This window comes from Caulobacter vibrioides OR37, from assembly GCF_000372645.1.
Classification (GTDB): domain Bacteria; phylum Pseudomonadota; class Alphaproteobacteria; order Caulobacterales; family Caulobacteraceae; genus Caulobacter; species Caulobacter vibrioides_E.
In genome coordinates this window covers 75877-87944 of record NZ_APMP01000015.1, presented here as the reverse complement: position 1 = coordinate 87944, position 12068 = coordinate 75877, and the positions used below count along the sequence as shown (strand labels likewise).

Here is a 12068-nt window from a genome sequence, read left to right as displayed (position 1 = left end):
CCCCTCGATATTCTTCAGAACGAAAACCTCGCGCAACTCAGGCGGGAGGTCCATCACGATTTTCTTCAGGGTAAGTGTTTCGTCCTGCGCGGCTGGTGTTCCCATGCGCGTGAAGAAGCTGTCGTCGACCGTCTGCGAAAGGCCGCTTACCCGGTCACGCTTCTTCAGATCGAGCACCAGATTGCGCGCGACCTGGAGGAGCAGGGCCTTGGTGTTGCGCAGCTGTCCGGCCGCTGCGTAGGGCGCCACCCGCAGGAAGGTCTCGGCCACGATGTCCTCAGCCATGTCGCTCCCCCACTGCTTCCTGACCGCCGTTCGAAGCCAACGGTTGTAGCGGCGAAAGAGGTTGTCGCCTGACGCGGCGATGGCCGCTGCTGTCGGTGCTGGGGGAACGGAGCCGTCCACGGAGAAACTTCCAACCTGGGATTGCTCACAGAATCCTACGATCAACTGAACATGAAAAGACTATAAATGAAGAAACTGAGCGTTTGCCGGTCTGTGTGACTTCGCATTGGTCCGTGATCCTGTTCGCGTCGTTGAAGTGGGCGCGCAGGGCGTATGGCCGTCTTGGAAGTACAAGTTGGTCGGCTCATTCGTCATCACCGACGGCAGGCAGGGCTTACCCAGCCTCAGCTCGCTGAAATCGTTGAAATGCAGGTCGGCTCCTTGAGCCGCATTGAGCGCGGCAAAGCGGCTCCGAGTTTTTCCACACTGTCGAAGTTGGCGGAGGCGCTTGGCGTGGAGGTCCGGGACTTCTTTGGTGTCGGAGACTTCGCAGCCGGCGAGGGACGCGAAGACCCGCTCTCAGAAATCGTCCTACTTGTCGCGAAGGCACCGGTGAAGGTTCAGCTCCGGGTTCTAAAAACTGTCAGAGCCCTGATCACTGAAGAATAGCGATCTGCTGATAAACGCGCGCCAACTCGCCGAGGAGTAGGCAGCGAGTCTGCGTCACCTACGCGGCCACAATCAGTGCTCGTGCGCAAGTGTGGCAACTTAACCTTGAATTGTACTGTGGCGCTTCGCAGTAGCGTCAGGTCTCTGGCGCCATGCAAGCATGGCCGCGCCGCTCGATCCTTCGAGACCGGATCGCGCCGCGGGCGGCTGGCGCGCGCGGCTGCGGCTTAGTGTGCCGGACCTGGCCTGGGAATTCCTCAGGCGCAATGTCGAGTACCGCGCCGAGTTCGCCAGGGTTTCGCGCCGTCCCGCACGGATTGATCCATGCTGGGGGCTGCGGTTCGGCGCCGACCCTGACGTCCCTGCGCCGCAAGCCGAGATCTACTGGCGGCCTGAGGCCGCTCCAGGACTGGTCGTGCCGTTCGAGCAGGACGCTCAGATGTCGGCGGCCGAACCGCGCTCATGGCGTCTTCCGGGCGCAGGGCGGCGGGCCGAGGACGGTCTTCATGTGCGGATGCCGGAGGGGCTGCAGCTGCAGTATCGACGCGGCGTCAGACCAAGCGAACCGCTGCTCGTCGTGCTGGCGTTCGACCAGGATTTTGGCCTTCGAGTACGCGCTGTCGATCGGTTGAACCGCGCGGTGGCGGGACTGGCGCCGCCGCCCTCTCACGTCACCGCCGCGCAGCGCGAACGACTGGCCAAGAGTCTCCTGGCTCTGGACGGCGACCTTGCGGGCGACAGCTATCGCGCCATCGCCGGCGCCATCTTCGGCGAAGCCTCGATCGCCCGGGAGCCGTGGCGCACCTCGTCGCTGCGGGCAGCCACCATTCGCCTGGTTCAGGCCGGGCGGCAGTTGATGGATGGCGGGTATCTGAAGCTCCTGCGGGGCGGCCTCTGAGGGGGTGACGAAAACGGCGCCCCCCGTCTGCGTCATCCACCCCAGGCGAGGGGCCGCGCCAGCCTATCCGAACGACACCGGCCTTCTCCGGGCGTCGCCGAGGATACGCCATGAGCAGCGACGCCCCGTCTGCACCCCAACGTCATCTTAAAACGATCGAGGCCGCACGGTTTCTGGGCCTGTCCGATCGAACCTTGGAGAAGCACCGGTCCTACGGCACCGGGCCTGTCTACCGGAAGATCGGCGGACGGGTCGTCTATGCGCTGGACGATCTGATCGCCTGGTCCGAGCTCGCGGCCCGTCGATCGACGACCGATCCGGACGCTCAGATCGTGCCCGCGGCCAAGCGCCAGGCAGAGTCCGGGAAGCGTTTCGTCGCCCCGTCGGCGTCGACCGCGCGGCGCGGATCATGAACGCCCAGGTCGAACTCCTTTGGCTCGACGGCCAGATTGAGCGCTGGATCCGGTTCGGCCGGAGCGCTGAGGAGCGGTTCATCGACCGCCGCCGACGCGTCGTCGCCTTCGCGCCCGGCGCCATCTTCGGGTTCGTCCGGTGGCGCGCGGGCGACTACGGAACCGTCGAGTCCAGGATCGCCGTGCTGCGCGCGGTTCGTCCTGGCGAGCCGTTCACGACCTATCCCTTCGTCGCGCCGGGCGCCGAGGTCCTGCTGAACCTCAGCGGCTGGTCGCGGGTCCAGATGGTGCTGGACGCGATCGATGCGATCGAGCGGATCGGGCTCTCGGCCGCCGCCGTGGCGCCGGATCACTGGCGGCACATCGGCGCCAGGGTCGGGGTCGGGCTGCCGCCCCGGTCCTACGATCGCGCCCGCCACCGCGCGTGGCTGCTGCGCCGGAACCTGGGTCGATGAAGGGCTGGTCGTTCATCGTCGCAGCGATGGTGACCAGCTGCGCGCTCGTCGTGGCGCCGGTTGTCGCGGCGTTCGAGAAGCGCTTGATCCTGAACACGACGGCCAGCGCGCCGCTGGGGTTCTACTGGCTGGACGGAAGGGCGCCGAGGGCCGGGGATCTGGCTCTGGTTCGGCCGCCGATGGACCTGGCGCGGTGGATGGCGTCACGGCGCTACCTGCCGCTCAACGTGCCGCTGATCAAACGGATCGCGGCGGTGAAAGGGCAATCGGTCTGCATCCAGGCCGGCGTGGTCCATATCGACGGGGTCGCCGTCGCGCGTGTCCTGGATCGTGATCGGCTGGGGCGCACGTTGACCGCATCGACGCTCTGCCGCCACCTGGGACCCGGCGAGATCTTCCTGCTGAACGCCGACCCGAGAAGTCTCGACGGGCGCTACTTCGGCCCTCTGCCGCGCCAGACCGTCGTCGGCCGCTTGACGCCGCTTTGGACCTGGGAGCGCTGACATGGTGCGCGTGCTCCTTCTTTCCTTGTTCGACCCGCCGACCAGATCTTTCCTCGTCCCGACCAAGGCCGCGGCAGCGGTCGCGCGCAGACGCGGTCAAGGACGGCCGGTAGGCCGGCGCGCCTGGCGCGCTTTCCTTGACGGTGGCGAGCACGGCCGCACGCTTGCGGATTTCGGGACATCTGTTCGGGCTGCACGGCCAGGGGGCTCGATCCTGGCCGCCTGCGTGCTCGCGGTGGTCGTCTCGACAACAGCGGCGACGCCGTCCCAAGGGCGCGTGCTGGCGCAGGACATCGACGCTCCCGCCAACAGCATCGTCGACGAGGCCGCGGGTCGGTTCGGGCTCCCGGCGAGCTGGATTCTGGCGGTGATCCGGGCCGAAAGCCGAGGAAATGCGCGCGCCGTCTCGACCAAGGGCGCGATGGGGTTGATGCAGCTGATGCCCGACACTTGGCGCGCCCTGACCGCGCAACATGGTCTCGGTGACGATCCTTTCGATCGCCGCGCCAATGTGCTGGCCGGCTCGGCGTACCTGCGCCAGCTCTTCGACCAATTCGGCCGCGATGGCTTCCTGGCGGCGTACAACGCTGGCCCAGGGCGCTATGCCGATGCGCTCGCCGGTCGTCGTCGTCTGCCAGCGGAGACGGTGAACTATGTCACCGAAGTCGAGCGGACGATCGCGGCCGCGCCGCGCTCCGCGGGAGGCGCGGCTGTCAAGGATTGGCGCGTGGCGGGTTTGTTCGCGAAGCCCGGTCCCAGCGCGGAAGACGCGCGCGGCGATGGCCTCTTTGTCCAGGGCGCGCCGCGGTGATCGGGCGATCCTTGAGCCGGGAGAAGGGGGGGAAGGGAGGTCGCTGGGGGAGGGTTTGCGACCTCGGCGAAGATGGCGAGATAAAAGGGCCGGGACCAGATTGGTCCAAGGCCTTGATGGTGTTGAAGAATTTCCGGGACCGCGTTCACCGCCAAGGTCCCGGCTTTTCCACCTTCCTGAATGTTTTCAGGAGTTTGTCCGGGACCAGCCGGTTCGATGGCCCCAATGTCTGACGATCAGGACTTCTTCCTGCGGCTGGGCCGGATCGGCGATCGCGGCGCGGCGAATATGGGGCGCGCCCGCAGCTTCGTCCGGGAGGTTCTCGCCGCCAGCCGCAAGAGCGGGCAGGGCGCGCTGGACCTGAAGGGCAGGGGGCGCATCCGACGGTCTGGACGCGGTCGTGACGCCAGCGGTCGGTCGTCGGTGAGCAATCGCCGGGTGATCATCAAGGCCCGGATCGTCCGGCATGGCGGTGCTCGGTATCGCGCGGCGCCGCTGGCTAAGCACATGGGCTATCTGCGCCGGGAGGGGGTCACCCGGGACGGCGCACCCGCCGAGATGTTCGACCGTGACGGAGCGGCCGACCACGACGCCTTCGCCGAGCGGTGCGAGGGGGACCGGCATCACTTCCGCTTCATCGTTTCGCCCGAGGACGCCGCGGCGCTGGACGACCTGCGCGCCACTACCCGCGAGCTGATGGCCCAGGCCGAGAAGGATCTGGGGACACGCCTGGACTGGGTCGCGGTCGACCATTGGAACACCGAGCACCCCCACGTCCATGTGCTCATCCGAGGCGTCGCGGCCGATGGCAAGGACCTGGTGATCGATCGCGACTACATCGCCCAGGGCCTGCGTCACCGCGCCGAGGCGCTCGTGTCCCTGGAACTGGGGCCGCGGACGCCGGCGGAGGTGGCCGCCAGCCTGGACCGCGAGGTCGAGGCCGAACGCTGGACAAGCCTGGACCGGAAGCTGCGGGACCGGCTGGGGCCCGACGGCCTGGCCGATCTGCGGCCGGACGGCCCGACCGACCAAGGTCAGCTGCGCCTGATCGGTCGGGCGCGGTTCCTCGAGAAGCTCGGTCTCGCCGAGGGAACTGACGGGCGCTGGCGGCTGGATGAGGACCTGGAGGCGCGCCTGCGCGCCCTGGGCGAACGTGGCGACATCATCAAGACCCTGCACAAGGCCTGGGGGCGGGATCGCGATCCCGCGGACCTTCGGATTCGAGGCGAGGATCTCGATGCCCCGCTGATTGGGCGGTTGTCCGACCGGGGCTTGCACGACGAGCTGAGCGGGCAGGCCTATGTGGTGGTCGACGGCGTCGACGGACGGCTGCACCATTTCCGGTTTCGCGACCTGGAGGCGACGGGGGATACGCCGATCGGCGGCCTGGTCGAGATCCGGCTACCGGCTGTCGAGGGCGCCAAGCCCGTGCTCGACCTGGTCCATCGCGCGGACCTGTCGATCGGGCAGCAGATCACCGCCTCCGGGGCCACCTGGCTCGACCGTCAGCTGGTCGTCAGGGACCCGTCGCTCTTGGCCGGGCACGGCTTTGGGCAGGAGGTCCGCGCGGCCCTGGAAGACCGCCGCGCGCACCTGCAGCGTCTGGGCCTGGCCGACCGGGCCGGCCGTCCTAGGCCCGGCCTGCTCGCCCTGCTGCGCGCGGAGGAACTCGAGCGCGTCGGCGGCAACCTCAAGGCGGAAGCGGCCGGGGCCTACAGCGAGGCCAAGGCGGGCGACCTCGTCCAGGGCGTCTACCGGCAGCGCGTGGATCTCGCCTCGGGCCGGTTCGCCATGATCGACGACGGCCTTGGGTTCCAGCTCGTGCCCTGGACCAGGACCTTGGACGACCGCCTCGGGCAGGCGGTGACAGGAACGATGACCCCGGGAGGAGGGGTCGATTGGGCGCTCGGACGAAAGCGGGGGAGAGGGCTTTGACAGCGAGTCCCCTCCATGAGTGGAACGAAGATCCTCTGGGGCCAGATCCTGGTCGTCGGCCTCTTGGCCTTGGCCGGCGTCTGGCTGGCGACTGAATGGACGGCCTGGCGGCTGGGGTTTCAGCCGCAACTTGGACCGGCATGGTTCTACCTCGGCCGATGGCCGATCTATCCGCCGCCGGCCTTCTTCTTCTGGTGGTTCGTCTACGAGGCCTATGCGCCCGGCGTGTTCGCGCGCGGCGCGTTCATGGCGGCCGGCGGCACGGTCGCCGCCATCTTCGTCGCCATCGGCATGTCGATCTGGCGCGCGCGCGAAGCCAAGAAGGTCACCACCTACGGCTCGGCGCGGTGGGCCACCGAGGGCGACGCCAAGGTCGCCGGACTGCTTGGCCCGGACGGAGTCGTCCTGGGCCGGCTGGGCGAACACTATCTTCGCCACGATGGCCCCGAGCATGTCCTGTGCTTTGCGCCAACGCGATCCGGCAAGGGCGTCGGCCTTGTGGTGCCCAGCCTTTTGACCTGGGCCGGGTCGGCGGTGATCCACGACATCAAGGGCGAGAATTGGCAGCTGACCGCAGGCTTCAGGGCCAAGATCGGTCCGGTCCTGCTGTTCGATCCGACCAATCCGCAGTCCAGCGCCTACAATCCGCTGCTGGAGGTGCGCAAAGGGGCGACCGAAGTCCGGGATGTGCAGAACATCGCCGACATCCTGGTCGATCCAGATGGCGCGCTAGAGCGTCGGTCGCACTGGGACAAGACCAGCCACAGCCTGCTGGTCGGGGCGATCCTTCACGTCCTCTATGCCGAGCCCGACAAGACGCTGACGGGCGTGGCCAACTTCCTGGCCGATCCCCGCCGGACGATCGAGGCGACGCTGCGGGCCATGATGGCCACGCCCCATCTCGGCGACCGCGTCCACCCGGTCGTCGCCAGCGCCGCGCGCGAACTTCTAAACAAGAGCGAGAACGAGCGGTCGGGGGTGTTGTCGACCGCGATGAGCTTCCTGGGCCTCTACCGGGATCCGATCGTGTCGGCCGTGACCGCCCGCTGCGACTGGCGGATCGACGACCTGGTGACGCCGGGACGTCCTGTCTCGCTCTATCTGGTGGTTCCCCCGTCGGACATCAGCCGCACGCGGCCGCTGATCCGGCTGATCCTCAATCAGATCGGCCGACGGCTCACCGAGGGCTTGGAAACCGCGCGCCATCGGCCCCAGCTGTTGATGATGCTGGACGAGTTTCCGGCGCTCGGTCGGCTCGACTTCTTCGAGCAGTCGATGGCCTTCATGGCCGGCTATCGCATCAAGGCCTTCTTGATCGCCCAAAGCCTCAATCAGATCGCCAAGGCCTACGGCGAGAACAATTCCATCCTCGACAACTGCCACGTCCGGGTCGCGTTCTCGACGAACGACGAACGGACCGCCCGGCGGATCAGCGACAGTCTCGGCACCGCGACCGAGATGCGGGCGATGAAGAACTACGCCGGGCACCGGCTATCGCCCTGGCTCGGCCATCTGATGGTCAGCCGCCAGGAGACGGCCAGGCCTTTGCTGACTCCGGGCGAGGTGATGCAACTCCCCGCCGACGAGGCGATCGTCCAGGTGTCGGGCGTCGCGCCGATCCGGGCCAAGAAGGCGCGCTACTATGTCGACCGCGAACTGGCCGCCCGCATTGCGCCGCCGCCGGACAAGCCCGCGATCCTTCTGCCCGCGGAGGTCTCCGAATGGGTGTCGACGATCGTGGCCAAGAGCGCGCCCGAAAAGGGTCATGGCGACGTCGACGACGAGGGCGGCCTGAAGATCGAGCCTGAACTCGACCCGCCGGAGACGATCATCCCCGTCGAGCCGGCCGAGGTCGAGCTGGACCTGGATCTCGAAAGTGATGATGGCGTTCAGGCCGAACAGTCCCGCCGGTTCCGGGCGGCGGCGCGCATCGCGGCCCTGGATCCTGACGACGGAATCCCGCTGTGAAGGTCCAGACGAAGGTGTTCATGGCCAGGGATCTTTCCCTGGCCCTGGACGCGGCTTCACGGCGCATGCGCAGGTCCAAGTCCGAGATCGTGCAGGCCGCCGTGGCGGCCTACCTGTCGCCGGACGGTGAGGAGATGGCCGAAGCGGCGATCACGCGCCGCCTCGACCGGATCACACGGGAAATGGAGCGGCTGGCGCGGGACGTCACCATTTCCAACGAAGCCATCGCTCTGTTCGTGAAGGCCTGGTTGACCGCGACGCCAACCCTGTCCGGAGGAGATCAGAAGGCGCAGAACGCCAAGGGGCACGAGCGATATGTCGGGTTCCTGGAGGCCCTGTCGCGGCGCCTGGCGTCCGGGCGCCTGTTGCGCGGCGAGATTCTGGAAGAGGCCGACGGCGACGAGCAATAGCCCTGAACAGGCCATCCTCACTTCCGGCGCCGCACCGCCCAGACCAGGGCGGCCGTGGCGGTGACGAGCGAGGCCAGGGCGGTGATGTGTTCTGGGGTCATGTGGGGCTTCCTTCAAGTGGCTCTGCCCTGCTTGAAGGATTTCTTGAACCTGCACAGGCCATGACCGAGTCCGTGTCCCCCTAACCCGGGGTCGTACCCACCCGCAGGTCACGACGCGGTTGGTACTCCTTGCTGTCGCCGCGCTTTTCGAAGAGTTCGCGGATGTGACGCGCGATCCATTTGTCGTCTGACGTGAAGGTCCATTTGGGATCGTTGCGGATTTGCTCCTCGACCATGCGGGCGCATCTAGACAGAGAGATCTGCGAGTTTTGGGCGATGATCGCCTTGGCGATCAGTCGCAGCTTTTCAGTGGCCGATCGGCTCTTCTGCCGTTTGCCAGCCTTGAAGCGGGCTTGTTGTTCGTCCGCTTGGAGACCACGCACCGCGGGCGCCAGCAGCCGCTCTTCAGCCTCGGCCCGGGCCATCAGGTAGCCGAACACGGCATACGGCGCAGGATCGTAGCTGCTGTTCCCTTCGACCAGAGCAAGGATCGCGCGCTTGTAGGTCTCCGAGAGATCGGGTGACGGCACCGGCCATGCTTCCAGCGGCTCATCGACAAGCTCGTTTATGTCCTCGATCTCGGCGCGGACGCCCAGGCGTGCCAGTAGGGCCTGGTAAGCGGAGCTGTAGTCCTCGACGAAGACGAAGGCATCGGTAGCTTCCTCGGTCAGCAGCACCAGCGGGCGGGTCGCCTCGGAAACAGTTTTGTCGGCGTGCAGTACGACGATGCGCGCTTGCTTGCCTTTGTGGGCGTCGTCGTCGCCAAACTGGGCGAAGGGCGACTTCAGCTGCGCGGTGCCGACGACGCTGATCACGACCAGGCTGCCCGGCTCGACGTCGATGACATCGACGGTCTTGGACATGAAGTCGCGGATCCACGGCGGCGTCCATGGGAAGATCAGCTCCGGCCCATACATCGACTGCCGCTGGCCGTAGGTCCCGAGGGTATGCAGGGGCTTCCAGACCTCCTTGTCGACATCGCATGTCAGGTGGAAGCAGACGCCATCGACGACGACGGGTTCTGGGCTCTCCCAGGCTTCGGCCAGGTCGAGCACTCGATTGATGTGGACCCTGTCCTCGGCGCTCAGTTCGAAGGTTTCGTCGTCAGACATTCGGAATACCCCGCCCTGGCAGCGCCAGCTCTACGCCGGCGAAGGGCTGGAGCGCGCTGGGCGGCGGCCAGTCCCTGTAGGCGTAGTCGATCAGGTCACGGACCAGCTCCGGCAGGCCCGCCGTCGGGCCGGGCTCCAGCGGCTCGCCATGGGCCAGGCGATTGCGAATGTCGGGCAGGGTCGGTCGGATGGGGCTCTTTAGTACGAGCCGCCGGGTCACCTGGCCGCCGTGTTTCTGGCAGAAGGGCAGGGCGGCGTCGGTCAGGCCATCGCCGGTGACGATATAGTCCAGGGCCTTGCCGAATGACGTCCGCATCAGCTTGTGCGGGTTCTTGGGATCATAAACTGGGCGCGGCTTGGTCAGGTGGCCATAGCGATCGACCACGGCGTACTCCAGCGCCGTGAAGGTCAGCAGGTCCGCGGCAATGAGGTGGTCCGGCGACAGCCAAGCGAAGAGATAGGACGTCTGAACGCGTGTCCATCGCTCGGATAGCTTCAGCGGCGTGTGGGCGTTGAGGCTGAAGGCGTCGACGAACGCATACCAGTCGTCGAAGGTGTTGAAGGCGCGCCAGGCCGGGACGAGATCGCGATCGGGCCAGGGGACGCCCATGACGCCCTTCTGGCGGCGGAGCTTCGCGGCGAGGGGTTTCAGGGCGGCGTTGGTCGGCATGGGCCAAGCCTAGCCGTAGATCGGGTCGCATGGGAACCGGACGAAGGGCTTCTCCTTCACTGCACTCGCTCGCCCCGGGATGGCTCCCGCGTCTCGGCGGCGGCGGGCCTTCCAAGTCTAGCGGATAGGGCCGATCCGCCGTTTCCCCTTTTACCGCGCGAAATCCCGACGGCTGGATTCGGCTGTTGAGGTCGTCGGATTCCAGGTCTTCTTACTCATCCCCGTAAGCAACGGGGACCCGCCGTGGACCTTTCCGAACATCAAGCTGGACGCGAACGCAGCCGCCAGATGCTGCGCACCGCGCTGGGGCCGCTGCTGCTGGCCCGCCTCGAAGACCCCGGCGTGGCCGAGGTCATGCTCAACCCCGATGGCCGTGTGTGGGTCGACCGCTTCGAAGGCGGCCAGTTCGACGCTGGCCTGACGGTCACGCCCGAGGACGCCGAACGCATCCTGCGCCTGGTGGCCCACCACGTCGCCGCCGAGATCCACCCCGGGCGACCGCGTCTGTCGGCCAAGTTGCCGGGCACGGGCGAGCGCTTCGAGGGCTGGCTGCCGCCGGTCGTGGCCGCACCGACCTTCGCCATCCGCAAGCCCGCCAGCCTCGTCTTCGCCTTCGACGACTATGTCCGCGACGGCGTGATGACGGAGCGGCAAGCCCAGGTCCTGGCCGATGCGGTGGATGCGCAAGCCAACATTCTCGTGGCGGGACCCACCTCCAGCGGCAAGACCACCCTGGTCAACACGCTGCTGGCCAGGATGGCGCGCACCGGCGATCGGGTGATCGTCGCGGAGGATCTGCCGGAGCTGAAATGCGCGGCCGAGAACCAGGTGGCGCTGAACAGCTGCGACGGCATGGTCAGCCTCACCGAACTCGTCCGCTCGGCCCTGCGGCTGCGGCCCGACCGTATCATAATCGGCGAGGTGCGCGGGCCTGAAGCGCTCGACCTGATCAAGGCCTGGGGGACGGGCCATCCTGGCGGCGTCGCCACCCTGCACGCCGGCTCGGCCCTAGGCGCGCTGCTGCGCCTGGAGCAGTTGGTTCAGGAAGCGGTGGTGACCGTGCCGCGCGGCCTGATCGCCGAGACCATCGACCTTATCGCCGTGCTCGCCGGACGCGGGCGAGCGCGACGCCTCATCGACCTTGTCCGCCTGGAGGGCCAGGCGCCCACGGGCGCCTACCAGCTCAGCCCCGCCTGAGACCCTAAGCCCCCCAACCCCCGACATTGCTCAAAGGAGATGGTCTCGTGTCCACGAGCCTTGCCTTGCCGCGCGCCTATGCGCCCGGCCTGCCCATCCGTGCGCGCCTTCGCGACCGGCTCCCCAACCTCAAGCCCTGGGTCGTCGCCGGCCTGGGCCTGGGCTTCACCCTGCTCAGCGCCCAGGCTCAGGCGGCCGGGTCGGGCATGCCCTGGGAAGAGCCGCTTCAGCAGATCCTGGAGTCGGTCGAAGGGCCGGTGGCCAAAATCATCGCGGTGATCATCATCATCGTCACGGGCCTGACCCTGGCGTTCGGTGAGACCTCCGGCGGCTCGCGCAAGCTGATCCAGATCGTCTTTGGTCTGTCGATCGCCTTCGCCGCCAGCTCCTTCTTCCTGTCGTTCTTCTCGTTCGGCGGCGGAGCGCTGGTCTGATGGCCGGCGATCGCGCCCTGGGGTTCGCGGCCCCCGTCCATCGGGCCCTGACCGAACCGATGCTCCTGGCCGGCGCCCCGCGCGCGATCGCCCTGGTCAACGGCACCCTGGCCGCGGCCCTGGGGCTGGGCCTGCGCCTCTGGGCGGTGGGCCTGGCCGTCTGGTTGATCGGCCATGGTCTCGCGGTCTGGGCCGCCCGCCGCGATCCCCAGATCTTCGAGGTCGGCCGCCGCCACGTGCGCCTGCCCGCGCACCTGGAGGTCTGAG

Annotated in this window: 15 protein-coding genes; 12 read left to right on the top strand and 3 right to left on the bottom strand. The window is 67.5% G+C overall.

Going from position 1 to position 12068, the window contains the following annotated elements; translation table 11 throughout:
* A partial coding sequence (locus OR37_RS21835) for an RNA polymerase sigma factor (protein ID WP_004620362.1) occupies window positions 1-285 on the bottom strand: 285 nt, incomplete at its 3' end.
* 273 nt (window positions 286-558) lie between these two features.
* Between OR37_RS21835 and OR37_RS12670 the strand changes: the two genes are divergently transcribed.
* The 9 genes from OR37_RS12670 to OR37_RS12630 all read left to right on the top strand — a co-directional run bounded on the left by OR37_RS12670 (window position 559) and on the right by OR37_RS12630 (window position 8287).
* Entirely contained in the window at window positions 559-894 is a 336-nt protein-coding gene (locus OR37_RS12670; protein ID WP_081612932.1) for a helix-turn-helix domain-containing protein, read from the top strand.
* Window positions 895-1054: 160 nt separating this feature from the next.
* A complete protein-coding gene (locus tag OR37_RS21475; RefSeq protein WP_099539009.1) occupies window positions 1055-1792 on the top strand; it encodes a DUF2285 domain-containing protein in 738 nt (245 codons plus the stop codon).
* Between the two features lie 110 nt (window positions 1793-1902).
* Window positions 1903-2205, top strand: coding sequence for a helix-turn-helix transcriptional regulator (locus OR37_RS12660; RefSeq protein ID WP_004620359.1), 303 nt, complete (start codon window positions 1903-1905; stop codon window positions 2203-2205).
* Window positions 2202-2660: a DUF2840 domain-containing protein gene (locus tag OR37_RS12655; RefSeq protein WP_004620356.1), complete on the top strand. Its 459-nt coding sequence runs from the start codon at window positions 2202-2204 to the stop codon at window positions 2658-2660. The genes OR37_RS12660 and OR37_RS12655 overlap by 4 nt, the downstream gene beginning before the upstream one ends.
* Window positions 2657-3163 (top strand): S26 family signal peptidase, encoded by a 507-nt coding sequence (locus OR37_RS12650; RefSeq protein WP_004620353.1) that lies wholly within the window; start codon window positions 2657-2659, stop codon window positions 3161-3163. Before OR37_RS12655 ends, OR37_RS12650 begins: the two co-directional genes overlap by 4 nt.
* A gap of 1 nt (window position 3164) precedes the next feature.
* Window positions 3165-3974: a lytic transglycosylase domain-containing protein gene (locus OR37_RS12645; RefSeq protein ID WP_004620351.1), complete on the top strand. Its 810-nt coding sequence runs from the start codon at window positions 3165-3167 to the stop codon at window positions 3972-3974.
* 225 nt (window positions 3975-4199) lie between these two features.
* Window positions 4200-5909 (top strand): relaxase/mobilization nuclease domain-containing protein, encoded by a 1710-nt coding sequence (locus OR37_RS12640; protein WP_035017358.1) that lies wholly within the window; start codon window positions 4200-4202, stop codon window positions 5907-5909.
* 15 nt (window positions 5910-5924) lie between these two features.
* On the top strand, window positions 5925-7877 hold the full coding sequence (locus OR37_RS12635) for a conjugal transfer protein TraG (RefSeq protein WP_004620346.1): 1953 nt from the start codon (window positions 5925-5927) through the stop codon (window positions 7875-7877).
* Entirely contained in the window at window positions 7874-8287 is a 414-nt protein-coding gene (locus OR37_RS12630; RefSeq protein ID WP_099539015.1) for a CopG family transcriptional regulator, read from the top strand. The genes OR37_RS12635 and OR37_RS12630 overlap by 4 nt, the downstream gene beginning before the upstream one ends.
* Window positions 8288-8468: 181 nt before the next feature.
* Here OR37_RS12630 and OR37_RS12625 read toward each other — a convergent pair whose 3' ends face one another.
* Window positions 8469-9500, bottom strand: coding sequence for a hypothetical protein (locus OR37_RS12625; protein WP_004620342.1), 1032 nt, complete (start codon window positions 9498-9500; stop codon window positions 8469-8471).
* Window positions 9493-10170: a hypothetical protein gene (locus OR37_RS20780; RefSeq protein ID WP_004620340.1), complete on the bottom strand. Its 678-nt coding sequence runs from the start codon at window positions 10168-10170 to the stop codon at window positions 9493-9495. The genes OR37_RS12625 and OR37_RS20780 overlap by 8 nt, the downstream gene beginning before the upstream one ends.
* Before the next feature lie 288 nt (window positions 10171-10458).
* On the opposite strand from OR37_RS20780, the gene trbB reads away from it, so the two are divergent.
* Genes trbB through OR37_RS12605 form a run of 3 tightly spaced genes read left to right on the top strand, consistent with a single transcriptional unit; the run spans window position 10459 to window position 12067 of the window.
* Entirely contained in the window at window positions 10459-11367 is a 909-nt protein-coding gene (trbB, locus tag OR37_RS12615) for a P-type conjugative transfer ATPase TrbB (protein ID WP_004620338.1), read from the top strand.
* Between the two features lie 47 nt (window positions 11368-11414).
* Window positions 11415-11801: a TrbC/VirB2 family protein gene (locus OR37_RS12610; protein ID WP_004620336.1), complete on the top strand. Its 387-nt coding sequence runs from the start codon at window positions 11415-11417 to the stop codon at window positions 11799-11801.
* A complete protein-coding gene (locus OR37_RS12605) occupies window positions 11801-12067 on the top strand; it encodes a VirB3 family type IV secretion system protein (RefSeq protein ID WP_004620335.1) in 267 nt (88 codons plus the stop codon). Before OR37_RS12610 ends, OR37_RS12605 begins: the two co-directional genes overlap by 1 nt.
* Window position 12068: the final 1 nt, after the last annotated feature.

Bases quoted from the DNA above. Each gene is read 5' to 3' on its own strand.
- OR37_RS21475 (WP_099539009.1), top strand. From the start codon at position 1,055: ATGGCCGCGCCGCTCGATCCTTCGAGACCGGATCGCGCCGCGGGCGGC.
- OR37_RS12650 (WP_004620353.1), top strand. From the start codon at position 2,657: ATGAAGGGCTGGTCGTTCATCGTCGCAGCGATGGTGACCAGCTGCGCG.
- OR37_RS12660 (WP_004620359.1), top strand. From the start codon at position 1,903: ATGAGCAGCGACGCCCCGTCTGCACCCCAACGTCATCTTAAAACGATC.
- OR37_RS12655 (WP_004620356.1), top strand. From the start codon at position 2,202: ATGAACGCCCAGGTCGAACTCCTTTGGCTCGACGGCCAGATTGAGCGC.
- OR37_RS12645 (WP_004620351.1), top strand. From the start codon at position 3,165: ATGGTGCGCGTGCTCCTTCTTTCCTTGTTCGACCCGCCGACCAGATCT.
- trbB (WP_004620338.1), top strand. From the start codon at position 10,459: ATGCTGCGCACCGCGCTGGGGCCGCTGCTGCTGGCCCGCCTCGAAGAC.
- OR37_RS12605 (WP_004620335.1), top strand. From the start codon at position 11,801: ATGGCCGGCGATCGCGCCCTGGGGTTCGCGGCCCCCGTCCATCGGGCC.
- OR37_RS12625 (WP_004620342.1), bottom strand. From the start codon at position 9,500: ATGTCTGACGACGAAACCTTCGAACTGAGCGCCGAGGACAGGGTCCAC.
- OR37_RS12640 (WP_035017358.1), top strand. From the start codon at position 4,200: ATGTCTGACGATCAGGACTTCTTCCTGCGGCTGGGCCGGATCGGCGAT.
- OR37_RS12670 (WP_081612932.1), top strand. From the start codon at position 559: ATGGCCGTCTTGGAAGTACAAGTTGGTCGGCTCATTCGTCATCACCGA.
- OR37_RS12635 (WP_004620346.1), top strand. From the start codon at position 5,925: ATGAGTGGAACGAAGATCCTCTGGGGCCAGATCCTGGTCGTCGGCCTC.
- OR37_RS20780 (WP_004620340.1), bottom strand. From the start codon at position 10,170: ATGCCGACCAACGCCGCCCTGAAACCCCTCGCCGCGAAGCTCCGCCGC.